Source organism: Acinetobacter sp. 1125_18A (genome assembly GCF_052824985.1).
Genome location: NZ_VTDG01000001.1, coordinates 215,266 through 231,573, shown reverse-complemented (window position 1 = coordinate 231,573; position 16,308 = coordinate 215,266). Strand labels below are relative to the sequence as shown.

Below are 16,308 nucleotides of genomic sequence, written 5' to 3'. Positions count from 1 at the left end.
AACGCTTTTAATAAAGCATTGACGTTCTTAAATACTAGGATGACTTAAGCTGTTGTGATTTTAAACTCGATAAAATTGCAGGTAATGCAATTAAATAAATCATCGCGACAACCAACCATATAGCGCCAGTCCATCGTGTTTGGAAATGAAAGTAAAGTGTAGAAAACAACAATGGGGCAATAATCGAGGCCAGACTGATGGTTGATGCGATAACACCTTGAAACTGTCCTTGCTGCGCAGCTGGGATTTTTTGTGAAACAACAGCTTGTAGTGCAGGAGTGCCGATGCTTCCTAGGGCAAAGATCGGCATGATTGCAAAAATGATCCAAGCGTGTTGGGTAAAAGCCATGATGATTAATGCCATACATATACATGCCAGACCGATCAGCACGGTATTTCTTTCACCAAAATATCGGACGGCATGTTGCGGTATAAATGACTGAACCAGTACTTGGCATAAACCAAAAGTGCCTAAAGAAAGACCAACCCAAAATGTATTCCATTTAAAGGTATCGTGTCCCCAAAGTGCCCAGCAGACACCATAAGCTTCACCGCAGGCGCTAAACAGAAAAAATATCAGCAAAATCGGTAATATACCTTTTTGAGCAAGGATAAAACCAAAACTTTTCAAGGGATTTATTTTTAAACTCGAACGTTGTGAAATAGAAGCTTGAGGGGGGGCTAGGAGTGGATTGTTGCTTCGGGATTCAGGGAGTAGCCAGAATGCGATAAGCAAGTTGACGGTTGTTAAAATTGCCGCAACGAAAAAAGGTAGCCGTAACCAATATCCGCCCAATAATCCACCGAGTATAGGACCGAGAATAAATCCAATACCAAACATGGCGTTCATTAAACCGAAGTATTTTGCTCGATTTTCTTCTGACGTGGTATCAACGATATAGGCTGAAGCCACGGGCATATTGGCACTACTTATTCCAGCAATGATCCGTCCAATGAACAGCAAGATAAGAGAGGGTGAGCAAGCAAGAAACAAATAGTTGATTGCAGAACCCGCAAGTGAAATCAGCAGAACAGGTCTTCGACCGATACGGTCACTCAAAGCACCTAAGATCGGGGAGAAAATAAATTGCATAAGCGCATACAGGCTTAGGAAAACCCCCATTAACAAGGCAACATTATGCTGATGGCTCAGGTCTTTCAGTAGTGAGGGAAGCAGAGGGAATACGATGCCAATGCCAATTGCATCTAAGACAATCGTTGAAAAAATAATATATAAAGGTCGGTTCATACGCGTCCTATCGAAAATTCAGGCACAGAAAACTGTGGAAACCTGTTAACGATGCTTGAAAGATTCAAGCCCTGTGGAACGCTGACCAATGCGAAGAATTGGATATGTGTCGACGAGATGGATGCATGCTTTTAAAACAAGCTGAGGATAGGTCGATTTTTCGCGATTTTTATCGTAACAATACATACAAAAATAAGCGAGTATTTTGTACTGCTCAAATATTATCATTCTTGATCCAGTAAAAACAAGATCGTTGTAATTTTGCTTATGCTGAGGTGATCTATAGTCTTTTTAGACATTTCAATAAAAAAGGAGTCAATCATGACTCCTTTTTAGTATCGGAAAATTAACGTAAATTTGGCGTGATTTTTTGAAGAATTTGTACCAACACATCAAATTCACTTTGTAGTGGTGTACTTTTACGTGTAACTAAAGCCAAAGTGCGTGATGGTGCATTCTCAATAGGTTTAACCACAATCTGATCATTGTTTTTCAGCATATGTGCATGAATTGCAATCTCAGGAAGCAGTGTATAGCCTAAGTTTGAACTGACCATTTCCACTAAAGTTGGCAATGAGCTCGCTTTTAAACGGTGATCATTTTTACGCTCACCGATTGGGCAAACACTTAAGGTATGATCACGTAAGCAATGACCTTCTTCAAGGAGCATGAGATGAGAAAGATCTAAATCATCTAAGCTTCTTGCATTCATCGCATTTTGATCTGCTTTATTGCAGACTAAGAATAAATCTTCTTTCGCAATTTCAGCAACTTTCAAACCACGTGTGTCGAATGGTAAAGCCAGCATGATCACATCTAGATTGCCATGCTCAAGTTTTTCAACAATTTTTTCACTTTGTGCTTCATGCAGATGCAACTGAATTTTTGGAAGTTGTTTATGCACTTCTTCCAAAAGCTGCGACAAAATGAAAGGGGCGATGGTTGGAATAATCCCTAAATGCAAATCACCAGTTAACGGTTCACTCATTTCTCGACTTAACCGCATCAAGTCCTGAGCATCGGCGAGTAGAACACGGGCTCGGGCAACAACTTGCTCACCTAGAGGAGTTAAACGTACGTTTTGGCGATCACGTTCTACGAGTACGCCACCCAATAAACGTTCTAACTCCATGATTCCACCAGATAAAGTAGATTGAGTTACAAACGAACGGCGCGCTGCTTCAGTGAAGTGCAGCGTCTCAGACAGTGTCACTAAATATGACAACTGTCTTAGGGATGGTAATGCAGCCATAGTGTCCTAATGCTTATGATTTAAAATGATGTGCAAATAACCCGCTAAGTTGAGGAACAAAATGCGGTGGGATATCATGCCCCATTCCCTCAATTAATTCAAATTTAGCGCCTGAAATTGCTTTAGCAACTGCCTTACCATGACTTGGAGGTAGTAACCGATCTTTAGAGCCATGTAACACTAAAGTTGGCTTTTTGATCTGCTTATCCAATTTAAGTAAGGAACCTGTACATAATATTGCTAAAAACTGTTGAAGTACACCCGCTGGGTGATAACTACGACGATATAATTTACGTGCAGTTTGAATTGCTTCAACTTGGTTGATATAACCAGGTGAACCAATCATATGAAAAACCTTCAAGGAATGATTCACAATTCCTTCTTCATCACGTGATTCAGGTTTACCAATGAGACTAAAGAGTTGTTTTGGAAATGGTGGAGGTAGCAAAGGTTGATTATTACTGGTAAAGAGTAAGCCGACTTTATCAATTTTCTCAGGATATTTTGCAGCTAAAATTTGAGAAATCATACCACCCATTGAAGCACCCAAAATATGTGGTTTTTCAATGCCTAAACGATCAATCAATAATGCAACATCATCCGCCATATCAAATAAGTTATAAGGCGCGCCGTCATTTGGTAAGCCCAAAGCAAAGCGACCCATCAGCTTATAAGAGTTTAAACGTGGACCTTGGTGGCGAATTTTTGAAGATAAGCCAATATCACGATTATCAAAGCGAATCACATGAAAGCCTTGATCAATCAGTGATTTACAAAAAAAATCAGGCCAAAATAACATTTGCGCACCCAAACCCATAATCAACAGAATGGTCGGGTGTTGTGGATTCCCTCCAGTTTCAACATGAAGTTGAATACCATTACCTAAATCGACTTTGGTTTCATTCATGAACGAGGCATAAGGTGAAACTTGAAATTGAAGTGCGCTATTCATTGTTATTTTCCTAAGCAAGGATATTCTTTGATTAAAAAATATCCTTGCTATTAAAACCTTAAACGGATGCAGGAATCAAGTCTGGAACCAGTTTTGTTAATGTTAAACGCTGTTTTCCAGCAGTTGCACCTAACAATACAAAACCACGTAAGATACCTTCAGCATCTGTTGCTTTAGATAACATCCCATCTTCAAACTCTTCATTCTCCCATGTAACATCTACATCAATTGGAGCAGGAAGTACAGTCAAAGGTGCAGCTGGGGTTTTCACCGCGACTGGCATTGCAGGGTAGTGTACAGTGGTGGTTTGTCCACTCAAGGTTTTGGCTAATGCACGCGCTTGTTGCATGATTGGCATGACAAATGGCAAGAGTGTTCCATTCACTTCGGCACAGTCACCGATGGCAAAAATATCTGCTTGACTGGTTTCGAGCAAGGTATTGGTAATGACACCACGACTGGTGTTGATTTCCGTAGCTTTAGCCAAGGCAATATTAGGTTGTAAGCCAATTGCAGAAAGCACAACATCCGCGAGCAAGGACTGACCACTGGCCAATGAAACGATATAACCACGCTCAGATTTAGAAACTTTTTCTACAGTGGTACCCAAGGCAAATTTAATTCCTGATTGTTCAAGATTGTCTTTAAATGCTTGTGCAACATGATTAGGCAATAAACGCCCTAAAGGTTGTGGTGCTAAGTCGATCACCGTAACCTGATGCCCAGTATTTTGTAAGTCATTGGCAAATTCACAACCAATTAAGCCCGCGCCTAAAATCACCACACGTTTGTTGCCACATTCACCCGTGCTGCAATTGTCTAAAGTTTCACGGAATGCACGATAGTCAATTAATGAGTTAACCACATGAATATCATCACTCCCATCACCAGCAATCGCTAATCGAATCGGATTTGCGCCCACGGCAAGAATAAGTTTTGAGTAGCCTTGAGTTGAAGATTGTCCATCTTTTTCAAGGGTTAATTCATGTTTCTCTGCATCAATACTTTTAACCCATGTTTCTTTTTCAATCCGCATGTTCAGTTGGGTACTCATCTTTTCAGCATCACCTAAACCAATTTGTTCAGGCGCTTTTTTCCCAACCAATGCATTAGATAGGGTAGGTTTTGCATAATTCACCGCATCATCTGCGCAAATCATCACCAATTCCTGTTCGGTGTTTAACTTACGAAATTCTCTTGCAAGGGTATAACCCGCCATGCCAGAACCTATGATGATGATCGGTTGCATATCTTTCTCCATACCTGTTTCAAATTTAGAGGTGAATTGAATAATTTTGTATTGTTGAAAATAAATGTAAAAAAGACCATGTAAACATGGTCTTTACGCAATATCTTAGATTTCTACCATTTCAAAGTCTGCTTTAGAAACACCGCAGTCTGGGCATGTCCAGTCATCAGGAATGTCTTCCCACTTGGTACCTGCTGCGATGCCATCTTGTGGCCAACCTTCTGCTTCGTCATAAATCCAACCACAAACGATGCATTGATATTTCTTCATCTGATTCTCCGATATCTGACAGATGCATTGTTTTTTCTGTCAGTAAAATTCCTTCTGCTGCTTGACTCAAATAATATGCAAATAAAATGTGTACATATTCCTCTAAATTCTTACGCAGTTCTGTATCTAAAGTAAAGTAAATATCGGAGTTTATCTAACTAATCTCAAAGCTGAATGGCAGCTCAGGACAAAAGCGATGTTTATTATGCCAACTTTGTCAGACAATTTTAATTACAATCCTGTCATAACAAGGGTTGAGCGCTGATATAAAAGTTTAAAAATATTTGAATTTAGACAAAGGTCTAGATGAATATTTTAGCCAAAAATATTAAGCTAAAATTAGCTCACTCTATAGCCATCATTTTGTGTGAAAATGGACTTAATAAATTCAACAGCTTAGCGTGACCATAATATTGAATAGGTAGCGAGCTGCTGTCAATTTTGGCTAATAAACGTTAAAATTCACGTATTATTTATCTTTTTTTAAATCTCCCCCATGATGAACATGTCTACTGCTTTGTGGTCAAGTATTCGTACTGTCCAAAACTTCCCAAAACCAGGTATTTGTTTTTATGATTTAACCCCATTGTTTATGAACAATCTTGTGGAGTTAACCGATGCATTGATTGCGAGTATTCCTGTAGAGCAATTGGATGCAGTAGATAGTTTTGTTGCAGTTGAGGCACGAGGTTTTGTTTTAGCCAGCTTATTGGCACAACGTACCGGCAAAGGCTTATTGTTGGTTCGTAAAGCAGGTAAGTTGCCACCTCCAGTGGTTGGTGTGGGCTATAGCTTAGAATATGGTTTAGATCGCTTGGAAATGTCAGCGGATATCGCAGCACAAAAAGTGATTATTGTAGATGATGTCTTGGCTACAGGCGGTACTTTAAAAGCAGTCCATCAATTGATGCATAAATGCCAACATACGGTATTGGGTGCAAGTATTTTTCTTGACCTACCTGATTTACATCAAGATCTTGATTTAAAGGTTTGGTCAGTGCTCGATGAGCATTCCAAGCCAGTTGAAAAAGCGGTTGCTTAAAGACAAAATAACAATTTAAGTTTTCGGGCTACATTCTTGTGATTGAATACTTAAATCATTTGTTTGTCTGTCTCGACGTGAAAAAAGCCTTGTAAATACAAGGCTTTTTTAGTTGGAGAGCAACGAACTGTACTTTGATGATTTTATTTCAAGCAATAAAGGTTTGTTCCATATATTCAATTAAATGATTTAAGTTTTCAGGTTGGACTAAACGATGGTGTCCACCTTCAACAGCTTCAATCTGCATATATGACTCTAGTTGTTCAAGCACTTTATACATATCTAAAACCTCATCACCCAGTTCCAGATAAGCAATTTGTGGAATGTCATGGTCTAAATCATGTTCATCAATCGCTGCATAGTCTTCACGGAAATCTGGATTTAAGCTTGGATTGGCAAGGATTGCAGGAATTCGATGTTGCTGTGACATTTTTAATGCCCAATACCCACCTAAACTATGACCTACCAGTAAATCAGGTTTAATCTTTTCGATAATATCGTGATAAAAACACTCAACCGTTTTGTAGTTAAGATTACGATAATCCACGTTAATACAATATTTTTTTTCAGCATTTATGGCATGGAATTTTGTCGATTCTTTAGATGAATCTAATCCATGTAAAAATAAAATTTTAGAATGAATACTCTTCATTGTTATCGTTTTCATATGGTCTTTCTTTATTGAGCAAAGGTAGAAATTGAACAAAGCTAGAAAAAGTTATCAATGGATTTAAAATTTTCCATTTAACTATTTTTATATTCAAATATTCTACTTAGCTGCACTTTTTTAAAAACTTAGATTTTGGTCTAAGAGTGTTGTGTAACAGATCAATATGCTTGTTATTTATTGTTTAACATATTGAATATTTAGGTTTAAATTTTTTAGGTGATGGATTTTTATTAACAAAAATTAATCATTCTGGGTTTTTATTGTACTAAGCTATAGATTGGATCAATAAAATAAGAGAAAGAAATGATGACTTTAAGCTATGACATTGTCATTCAAGCGAATGCACAAACAGTATGGAATATCCTGTGGGATACCCATACTTATTCCAAATGGACCCAACCGTTTTCGGAAACTTCGCAGATGCAGTCTGACTGGAAAATTGGCGGGGAAACCTTATTTCAGGATGCCAGTGGCAATGGTATGGTCGCCACCATTGTAGAGTTGGAGCAGTTTAAAAAAGTGGTATTTAAACATTTGGGTGTTTTGAAAAATGGTGTTTTAGATTCAACAAGTGAAGATGTTCAAAGTTGGAGTGGCTCTTTAGAAAAATATTTCTTAAATGAACAGGGTGAAACAACCACATTATCTGCTGAAATAGAAACCTCTGAGGAATATAAGGACATGATGGATCGTGCTTTCCAGCAAGGGTTTGCCATAGTCAAATCATTGGCTGAACAAGACCATTGAGAAATTTAGCACTTTCATTATTGTTTAATGGCATTGAATAATCAGTGGTTGTTCAATAGAAAATGATTTTGCCACACCATTTTCATTACGCGGTTGGAAGCGAATTTTTTCTAGTAAAGGTTGCAGTATCGATTTCATTTGTTCGTGAATTAAAGGGGTGTAACGGATATTTAGGATTTGCCCTTGTGCATCTACCAAAAATTTTGCTGAGAGCGAGATATTACCTTGTTGATCAAATTTAATTTTATTCTGAGAGGGTGTCTTACTTTGGTCACAAAAGGGTTCTAAAGCGCTTTGTACTTGTGAAAAGTTGGGTTTTATGGCGTATTGGACGCGGGCTGGAAATTTAATAAACAGAATGTATTTCCCATAATAATATTTTATTTTTGCGATGTTTTGTTCATCAAAATTGAGGGTTTTATTTTTAAAATCATTACTGACTTGCGGTAATTGATCTAGAGTAAGTTTTTTTGCCAGTTCTAAAGCCCTTAAATTGAGTGCTTTTTGAGTAGGGTGTGGATTCATTAATTTGACTAGGCTTTGTAAACTAGTTCGATTTGGAACGATTTCTAATTGCCAAATATAATCTTGATTATTGAGATTGGTGCTTTCAATTTTTATAGGAAGATCTTTTTGAGTATTGCTCATAACAACGATTTGCTCGGCATCAACCACAGTTGAAAACCACAAAACATTGAAAAGAATGATACTTTGGGCGAATCCTTGCCAGTATTTATTCATGATTTTTAATTTTTACATGGTTCGTAGAGTTATATTCATACGCATTATGTTGTAAATCTGCTATGCTATGCAACTTCCGTTTTTTAATATAATCGAGGCAGAGATGACGCAACATAACGCTCAATCGACTTCTGAACAACACATTTCCGAAAACGATTTAATTGCACAGCGTCATGCCAAGTTAAAGCAAATTCAAGATCACGCCAAGGAAACCGGTGTTAGCCCATGGCCAAACACATTTAAGCGTGAGCATTATGCGCAAGATCTACAAGAACAATTTGCAGATCAATCTAAAGAACAAATTGAAGCAGGCGAGCAAGTTCACGTATCTGTAGCGGGTCGTGTGATGTTGAACCGTGGTTCATTTATCGTGATTCAAGACATGACGGGCCGTATTCAATTGTATGTGCCACGTAAAGAGCTTGCACCTGAAGTTCTAGAAACTGTGAAAAGTCTAGATCTTGGCGATATTATTGCTGTTCAAGGTTATATCGGTCGTTCTGGCAAAGGTGATTTATATGTTCATATTGAACATTTTGAATTATTGACGAAATCGCTTCGTCCACTTCCAGACAAGTTTCATGGTTTGAATGACACAGAAGTAAAATACCGTAAACGTTATTTAGACTTAATTGTGAATGAAGAAACACGTAAAACTTTTGAAATTCGTGCAAAAGTTGTGTCAGGTATTCGCAACTATCTCATCAATGAACGTTTTATGGAAGTTGAAACTCCGATGATGCATGTGATTCCAGGTGGTGCGTCAGCGCGTCCATTTGAAACACACCATAATGCATTAGATATGCCATTATTCTTGCGTATTGCACCTGAGCTTTACTTAAAACGTTTGGTTGTTGGTGGTTTTGAGCGTGTATTTGAAATTAACCGTAACTTCCGTAACGAAGGTGTTTCAACGCGTCATAACCCAGAATTCACCATGATTGAATTCTATCAAGCTTATGCTGATTACAAAGATCTCATGGCTTTGACAGAGGGTATGCTTGAAAAATTAGCAATCGACATCTTGGGTTCAACAGATGTTCCTTATGGTGAAGAAGTGTATAGCTTCAAAGGTCCATTTAAGAAAATCTCGATGTTTGATGCGATTCTTGAGCATAATCCAAATTTCACTGCTGAAAATGTTTCGGATCGTGAATTCTTGGCAACATTTATTCGTGAAGAGTTAAAAGAGCAAGTTAAACCAGGTTTTGGTTTAGGTCGACTACAAACCATCGTATTTGAAGAAACTGTTGAAACTCAATTACGTCAGCCGACATTCATTACTGAATATCCTGCGGAAACTTCGCCGTTAGCACGCCGAAATGATGATAATCCACATATCACTGACCGCTTCGAATTCTTTATCGGTGGTCGTGAGTTGGCAAATGGTTTCTCGGAATTAAATGATCCAATTGACCAAGCTGAACGCTTCCAAGCGCAAGTTGCTGAAAAAGATGCGGGCGATGATGAAGCAATGCATTTCGATGCTGACTTTATTGAAGCATTAGAATACGGTTTACCTCCTACAGCAGGTGAAGGTATTGGTATCGATCGTTTGGTGATGTTATTTGCCAATGCAGCAAGTATCCGCGATGTGATCTTATTCCCACATATGCGTCATAAAAATTAATTTATGATGTTATAAAAGATGTTGTAAAAAAAGCCACTGAATTCAGTGGCTTTTTTTTGCTTAGACAATCAGCGCATTTTAGAAATGAAATACGCCTAAACCATTTTTGATTTCGTCTAAAGTATCTTGAGTGATGATACGGCATTTTTCCGTACCAGTTTTTAAGATATCCATGATGTAATCTGGATTTTTTGCTAGTTCCATACGACGTTCACGGATTGGTGTAATCAACTCTTTTAACACACCTTCAAGACGTTTTTTCACAGTACCATCGCCTAAACCACCACGACGATAATGTGCTTTAAGTTCTTCAACTTCTTCTTTATTTGGATCAAAAGCATCTAAATAAGTAAAGACAATATTTCCTTCAACCTGACCTGGATCTTCAATACGCAGGTGGTTTGGATCGGTATACATTGCATTGACTGCTTTTTTGATGTCTTTATCTGTTGCATCTAACACGATGGTATTGCCCAATGATTTCGACATTTTGGCTTTACCATCAAAGCCAGGTAAACGGCTCATATTGGATAAAAGCGCTTTACACTCAGGTAAAACCTCTTGTCCAATTTGACGGTTTAAACGACGAACAATTTCATTGGTCTGTTCGATCATTGGAATTTGGTCTTCACCAACAGGCACGACTGTGGCTTTAAATGCAGTAATATCGGCAGCTTGTGCAACAGGGTAGCAAAGAAAACCTGCTGGAATATCACGCTCAAAACCACGTAATTGAATTTCAGCTTTGATGGTTGGGTTACGTTCTAAACGAGAAACCGTCACAAAGTTTAAATACAACATGGTGAGTTCATTCAACGCGGGTAAGCAAGATTGAACACAGATTGTAGTTTTTGTTGGGTCAATGCCGACTGCTAAATAGTCTGTTGCTACTTCAAGAATATTACGACGAACTTTTTCAAAGTTATCCGCATTATCTGTTAAAGCCTGAGCATCTGCGAGAAGGAGGTGTTGATGATGAGAATCTTGTAAGCCTACTCGTGAGCGCAAAGAACCTACAAAATGTCCCAAATGTAGTTGTCCAGTAGGACGGTCGCCTGTCAAAATCACAGGACGATTATCTTGATTCGTCATTATCGCTTCCAAAGTCTTTGTATAGACAGTCGTGTTTTATGAATGGGCACTATTGTACGAGATAATTTATTTTAATGTCAGCGAAAAATGGTGTAGAACCAATTTTTATCAATAAATGTGAAAATCTACAAAATTTTATATAGAAAAATGAATTTTCACTTTAAAATGACAGGATAACTAAAATTTTGGATAAAAAATGGCAAGTAGTCTATTAATATTATTAGATGATATCGCAGCAGTGCTCGATGATGTTGCAGTCATGAGTAAAATGGCGGCTAAAAAAACTGCGGGTGTTTTAGGTGATGATTTAGCACTGAACGCACAACAAGTGAGTGGTGTAAGAGCAGAGCGTGAGCTTCCTGTGGTATGGGGTGTCGCGAAGGGCTCATTTATCAATAAATTAATTTTAGTGCCTTTGGCTTTGCTGATCAGTGTGGTTGCACCATGGTTGATTAACCCATTGCTGATGATTGGTGGTTTGTTTCTTTGCTATGAAGGTGTTGAAAAAGTTCTACATAGTTTGCAGCATAAAAAAGCCAAAACCGGTGAAGCTGCGCAAGAGGAACTTGAACAAATCGAAACTGATTTAGCCACATTTGAAAAAGATAAAATTAAAGGCGCGATACGCACAGACTTTATTCTCTCTGCTGAAATTGTGGTGATTTCTTTAGGGACTGTTGCGGCTGCAACATTTGGTACCAAAGTGATGGTGCTATCTGTCATCGCAATTTTAATGACCGTCGGTGTCTATGGCTTTGTCGCCATGATTGTAAAGATTGATGATTTAGGTTTGTACTTAACCCAACAAACATCAAATGTTAAACAAAGCATTGGCCGTGGTTTACTGGTATTTGCACCAAAGTTAATGAAAACATTAACGATTGTCGGAACCATCGCAATGTTCCTTGTCGGTGGGGGGATCATCACACATGCTGTTTCAACTTTGCATCATTGGTCAGAAGAAGCCGTTGATCATATTCAACATATTCCAACCGTTGGTAGTGTTATTGGTGCATTAACACCAACGTTAATCAATTTACTGATTGGTATCGTCGCAGGCTTAGCCGTGGTATTGGTTGTTGGACTTATTCAAAAAGTTCGTGGTAAATCAACAACAACCTAAATGCAAAGCACATCCTAAACGATAGCCAATTTAAAATAAAAAGGACCGATCTATGCGTTGGAAAGGACGTAGAGAAAGTGATAATGTCGAAGATCGCCGTGGCGGTGGTGGCGTAAAAGCGGGTGGAATTAGTATTCTGGGCTTAATCGTCGCTTTTGTTGCATGGAAATTTTTTGGTGTTGATCCACAGCAAGCCTATCAGGCGACCAAACAGGTGACTTCGGCTGGGGCAAGCCAAAATTCTGCTCCCACCAATTTAACTCCTGAACAGCAGGAAACGGCATCTTTTGTTAAAACTGTTTTGGCAGATACCGAAGATACTTGGAAGCCAATTTTCCAGCAACAAGGGGTACAGTACGTTTCACCTAAGCTGGTGATGTTCAGTGGTGTGGAACGATCAGGCTGTGGTACTGCTGAATCTGCAATGGGGCCATTTTATTGCCCAGCAGATCAAAAAGTGTATATAGATACCCAATTCTTTAAAGATATGCGCCAACAGATGGGCATCTCTGGGGAAAAAAATCAATCTGAGCTTTCAGCTAAAGATGAAGCGGGTGATTTTGCACAAGCTTATGTGATTGCGCATGAAGTTGGGCATCATGTACAGAATTTATTGGGAATATCGTCTCAGGTTCAACAAGCACGCCAGCGTGCCAGTGAAACTCAGGGCAATCAACTTTCAGTACGTTTAGAATTACAAGCGGACTGTTTAGCTGGGGTTTGGGCCAATCGTACACAACAACGCACCCAGTTTTTAGAACAGGGTGATATTGAAGAGGCGATGGATGCTGCTGAAAAAATTGGTGATGACTACTTGCAGAAAAAAGCACGTGGTTATGCGGTACCAGACAGCTTTACGCATGGCACCAGTCAGCAACGTATGCAATGGTTTAACATCGGTATGAACTCTGGTGATATCAATGCGTGTGATACCTTTAAATAGACAGCTATAGATTGTTGAGTTAAAGAAGAGAACATCATGTTCTCTTTTTTTCTCAATCAATTTTTTTTAAGCGCTTTTTATGTTAAAAAATATAACCAGTAATCATCATATTTCAGTTTTTTTTGTACAATTATCTAGATTGTTAAATGGTCTCTTATTTTATATTTTATAAAAAAATGATTGAGTGTTTGATGTGCATTTAAATTAAAAATCTAAAACAGGTTTCGGATGGGTAACTATTTCTTTCTTCAGGTCTTTACAGTCATTTTTGCGCTTTCTATCGCGACTACAATTTTTAATAAGCGAATATTAGGTTTCCCTCAAGCCATTGGTGTTCCCATTGTTTCAGCAATTTTTGTCTTTATTTTGCAATGGGGTGCCAGCTTACTCAATGGCAATCAATTTATCTCGATTAATATTCATAACATTGAAGAAGCTGTACGGCATGTCGATTTTTATGATTTTTTAGTCAATGGTGTCATTTGCTTCATTCTGACTTCTTCAGCACTTAAATTTAAGGTTTCAGATTTAAAAGTTTATTGGAAGCCGATCAGTATCTTGGCAACGATTGCTTTACTGCTCTGTGCTGTATTTTTTGCAGGATTGGTGTTTGGTTTCCAATTCTTGATTGGCAATCCCGTTCCAATTTTAGTTTTATTGTTATTGGGTTCTGCCTTAGGTGCGACAGATCCGATTGGGATCAAAGGTGTCCTAAGTTCAGTACGTGCGCCCCATCATCTGATTGTTAAGTTGGAAGGCGAGTCCTTATTTAACGATGCAATGTGTATCGCAGTCTTCATGACTTTATTGAATGTCCTCGAAGGAGAGCATTTTAGTTTAGTGGCAACGCTACAAACTTTCTTATATGAGATTGTGGTTGCGGTCATCATTGGTTGGGCTTTTGGTCTGGGAATCTTGCGTTTATTACGTGGTAAACACGAGATGGAGTCTTTGATTCTTACCACTGCATTATTGGCATGTGGCTCTTATCTGGTTGCATTATTTGCCCATGCATCCGCTCCGATTGCCTGTGTGATTGGCGGTTTAATTGTCGGTAATAAATGGAAAGAAATTTTACAGGATCGTGAAATTCGTGAGGTTAATCATTTTTGGCATACGGTAGAAGGGATTATTAACTCTTTCCTCTTCACCTTGATTGGTCTAGAAATCTTTATTTTAGATTTAAGCACAAGTTTGATTCTTGGTGGTATTTTTGCTTTCTTTGCCTTGCATCTCTCTCGTTTTGCCGCAAATTTCTTAGCTTTTGCATTTTTCCCATCGTTCCGCAAAAAGAGCTATAACGGTAGTCTGGCTATTCTTTCTTGGGGAGGGGTTCGTGGGGGAATTTCACTTGCATTGATCCTTGCTGTGGCAAACGTCCCTGAGTTACGTGATTACAGTAGTATTCTAATTGGTTATACCTTTATCAGCGTATTACTTTCAGGTGTCGTCTGTGGTTTGGGTTTACCTGCAGTCATGAATGCCTTTTATTACAATCCAAATGAAGAAACCCAAGGTTTCAAAGGTTGGTATCAGCGCATGTGCAATAAAATGAACCGTAAAGGCATCAAATATATTGTGGGTGAAGATAACGAAGGGCATGAAACCATCACCATTTATAACCCAGAAGCGTTGGTTGACAAGAAAGCTGCAGATGGTGTGGCCTCCGTACATCATCCTGAAAAAGCGCAAGAAATGAAGCGATTGGAAAATCCTGGTAACTTCTAAATGCAGCGCATTAAGTCAGACGAATAGTTAAGGTGTAAAATTGAGAGGCTAAAACTTCAATATTCTTAGACGTCTATCGCAATAAAAAAGCCAGTAACAATACTGGCTTTTTTATTGGAGCTGTTATTTTGCGTTTTTGCCTAAGAAATCGAGGTAAGGTTTAATCAAAAGTTGCTCTTGTTCTAAAATCGGTAAATGCCCGACTCCTTTTAGAATGATTGGCTCTTGTGCATTTTTCAATAAGCCTTTGAGTTCAGCCGCAGCTTCAACATTGATAATTTGGTCTTTATCTCCCCATGCAATCAATACCGGCTGGTCAATCGAACGTGCTGCAATGGCAAAAGAATCTGGAGTAAATAATTTAGACATGACAATCAGTTGCTCAACCAATTTGGTGGTGTTTGCCGATTGGCTAATCATCAATTTCTCTTGAGCATCTTTTAATTCTTTAGGAATAAAAGGCGGTAGACTGGTTGCAATTTTCATTAAACGATCAAAATCGCCAGGTTTGCTGACAATCATATTACGTAAAGTTGTTGGATCTTTTAAATAAGGAGTATTGGCAGATTTAAATACACCTGCACTATCAATTAAAAATAAAGATTTGGTATCAACAGGGTATTGTGCTGCGTAAAGTAAGGAAATCGAGCCACCCATCGAGTGACCAGCGACATTTAAGCCATTATCTACTTTAATGGCTTCAGCAAAACGACGTAATTTTTCAGTGAGATTGGGCAATGAGTAATCAAAATCGTTAGGGACTTTACTGTCACCTTGACCAGGAAGATCAGGAATAATCACATGGTAATAAGGCGTTAAGTAACGTGCCACACGATTCCAGTTGTCACGACTTCCAGCTAGGCCATGAACGAGCATAATGGTAGGTTTGCCAGCAGGTCCGCCTTCACTATAAGCCCAATCAATATCACCGACTTTTACACGTTTGGTTTCCATGCCCGCCCATGCTCGTTCTTGTTGAAGCACACTTTGAATGTCAATCGCTGGAGCAGCATAGCTTGTGGTCGATAAGCCTACTGTTACCACAGAACCTATTGCCAATGCCGTCGATAAAATCAGTTTGTTGAAGATTCCTTTCATCTTTGAATACTCTTGTTGTTGTATTTGAGGTACGATTTAAGATTAGATTATGTACAGTCAAATTACATTTGCCTAAAATGTTTAAAGCCTATTTTCAAAGTCAATTTAACCCCGTTTGCCAAGATGTTTATGAATATTATTTTTTATTATTTGATTGATCTAAAAAATGTCAAATCATGAACTCGCTCAGATGATTTTAAATGTCATCATACAAATTCCCCAAGGTAAAGTTGCCAGTTATGGTCAAGTTGCCAAATATGCAGGCTTACCCAAACATGCACGGTTGGTTGGGCGTGTATTAGGACAGTTACCTGAAGATCATGATATCCCTTGGTATCGCGTGGTTAATTCACAAGGGAGAATCAGCTTAAAAAAGCTGGATGAAAAGGGAATGTGTATTCAGACTGCAAAGTTATTGGCTGAGGATGTTGTGGTTATTGATGGCAAAATAAATCTAAAAAAGTATCAATGGGCACCTTAGTTCCTCACTATAAAGATAGTGAGGAATGTTTAAAACAAATA

General features: G+C 38.5%; 16 protein-coding genes. 7 read left to right on the top strand and 9 right to left on the bottom strand.

From position 1 onward, the window contains the following. Nucleotides 1-34: 34 nt before the first annotated feature. The 5 genes from FY049_RS01110 to rubA all read right to left on the bottom strand — a co-directional run bounded on the left by FY049_RS01110 (nucleotide 35) and on the right by rubA (nucleotide 4,972). Nucleotides 35-1,249 carry a TCR/Tet family MFS transporter gene (locus FY049_RS01110; RefSeq protein ID WP_446082980.1) on the bottom strand — a complete coding sequence of 405 codons (1,215 nt, stop codon included), beginning with the start codon at nucleotides 1,247-1,249 and terminating at the stop codon, nucleotides 35-37. A gap of 346 nt (nucleotides 1,250-1,595) precedes the next feature. Continuing rightward, nucleotides 1,596-2,501, bottom strand: coding sequence for a LysR family transcriptional regulator OxyR (gene oxyR, locus FY049_RS01105; RefSeq protein WP_004717396.1), 906 nt, complete (start codon nucleotides 2,499-2,501; stop codon nucleotides 1,596-1,598). 13 nt (nucleotides 2,502-2,514) lie between these two features. Continuing rightward, a complete protein-coding gene (gene estB, locus FY049_RS01100) occupies nucleotides 2,515-3,453 on the bottom strand; it encodes an esterase EstB (RefSeq protein ID WP_004823254.1) in 939 nt (312 codons plus the stop codon). Nucleotides 3,454-3,511: 58 nt separating this feature from the next. Further along, nucleotides 3,512-4,702, bottom strand: a complete 1,191-nt coding sequence (locus FY049_RS01095) for an NAD(P)/FAD-dependent oxidoreductase (protein ID WP_166782024.1) — start codon at nucleotides 4,700-4,702, stop codon at nucleotides 3,512-3,514. Between the two features lie 105 nt (nucleotides 4,703-4,807). Next, a complete protein-coding gene (rubA, locus tag FY049_RS01090) occupies nucleotides 4,808-4,972 on the bottom strand; it encodes a rubredoxin RubA (protein ID WP_004678010.1) in 165 nt (54 codons plus the stop codon). Between the two features lie 496 nt (nucleotides 4,973-5,468). Between rubA and FY049_RS01085 the strand changes: the two genes are divergently transcribed. After that, complete coding sequence (locus FY049_RS01085) at nucleotides 5,469-6,014, top strand: adenine phosphoribosyltransferase (RefSeq protein ID WP_446082979.1); 546 nt, start codon at nucleotides 5,469-5,471, stop codon at nucleotides 6,012-6,014. A gap of 148 nt (nucleotides 6,015-6,162) precedes the next feature. On the opposite strand, the gene FY049_RS01080 is transcribed toward FY049_RS01085, so the two are convergent. Further along, nucleotides 6,163-6,666, bottom strand: coding sequence for a YqiA/YcfP family alpha/beta fold hydrolase (locus FY049_RS01080; RefSeq protein ID WP_004717385.1), 504 nt, complete (start codon nucleotides 6,664-6,666; stop codon nucleotides 6,163-6,165). Nucleotides 6,667-6,987: 321 nt separating this feature from the next. Here FY049_RS01080 and FY049_RS01075 point away from each other — a divergent pair, with 321 nt between their 5' ends. Then, entirely contained in the window at nucleotides 6,988-7,431 is a 444-nt protein-coding gene (locus tag FY049_RS01075; RefSeq protein WP_166782026.1) for an SRPBCC family protein, read from the top strand. Between the two features lie 24 nt (nucleotides 7,432-7,455). Here the strand turns inward: FY049_RS01075 and FY049_RS01070 are convergent, their stop codons facing one another. Then, on the bottom strand, nucleotides 7,456-8,172 hold the full coding sequence (locus FY049_RS01070) for a hypothetical protein (RefSeq protein ID WP_004717380.1): 717 nt from the start codon (nucleotides 8,170-8,172) through the stop codon (nucleotides 7,456-7,458). Between the two features lie 103 nt (nucleotides 8,173-8,275). Here FY049_RS01070 and lysS point away from each other — a divergent pair, with 103 nt between their 5' ends. Then, a complete protein-coding gene (gene lysS, locus FY049_RS01065) occupies nucleotides 8,276-9,802 on the top strand; it encodes a lysine--tRNA ligase (protein ID WP_004717379.1) in 1,527 nt (508 codons plus the stop codon). A 78-nt stretch (nucleotides 9,803-9,880) separates the two neighbouring features. Here the strand turns inward: lysS and trpS are convergent, their stop codons facing one another. Further along, on the bottom strand, nucleotides 9,881-10,894 hold the full coding sequence (gene trpS, locus FY049_RS01060; protein ID WP_446082978.1) for a tryptophan--tRNA ligase: 1,014 nt from the start codon (nucleotides 10,892-10,894) through the stop codon (nucleotides 9,881-9,883). A gap of 196 nt (nucleotides 10,895-11,090) precedes the next feature. Here trpS and FY049_RS01055 point away from each other — a divergent pair, with 196 nt between their 5' ends. From FY049_RS01055 to FY049_RS01045, 3 genes are all read left to right on the top strand, one after another. After that, nucleotides 11,091-12,017 carry a DUF808 domain-containing protein gene (locus FY049_RS01055; RefSeq protein WP_224964017.1) on the top strand — a complete coding sequence of 309 codons (927 nt, stop codon included), beginning with the start codon at nucleotides 11,091-11,093 and terminating at the stop codon, nucleotides 12,015-12,017. A 52-nt stretch (nucleotides 12,018-12,069) separates the two neighbouring features. Beyond that, on the top strand, nucleotides 12,070-12,960 hold the full coding sequence (gene ypfJ / locus FY049_RS01050) for a KPN_02809 family neutral zinc metallopeptidase (protein ID WP_446082977.1): 891 nt from the start codon (nucleotides 12,070-12,072) through the stop codon (nucleotides 12,958-12,960). A 228-nt stretch (nucleotides 12,961-13,188) separates the two neighbouring features. Further along, nucleotides 13,189-14,688 carry a cation:proton antiporter gene (locus tag FY049_RS01045; RefSeq protein ID WP_446082976.1) on the top strand — a complete coding sequence of 500 codons (1,500 nt, stop codon included), beginning with the start codon at nucleotides 13,189-13,191 and terminating at the stop codon, nucleotides 14,686-14,688. Between the two features lie 123 nt (nucleotides 14,689-14,811). Here FY049_RS01045 and FY049_RS01040 read toward each other — a convergent pair whose 3' ends face one another. Further along, complete coding sequence (locus FY049_RS01040; protein ID WP_004717368.1) at nucleotides 14,812-15,786, bottom strand: alpha/beta fold hydrolase; 975 nt, start codon at nucleotides 15,784-15,786, stop codon at nucleotides 14,812-14,814. A 166-nt stretch (nucleotides 15,787-15,952) separates the two neighbouring features. Here FY049_RS01040 and FY049_RS01035 point away from each other — a divergent pair, with 166 nt between their 5' ends. After that, nucleotides 15,953-16,267 (top strand): MGMT family protein, encoded by a 315-nt coding sequence (locus tag FY049_RS01035; RefSeq protein ID WP_096734820.1) that lies wholly within the window; start codon nucleotides 15,953-15,955, stop codon nucleotides 16,265-16,267. The last annotated feature ends 41 nt before the right edge of the window (nucleotides 16,268-16,308 follow it).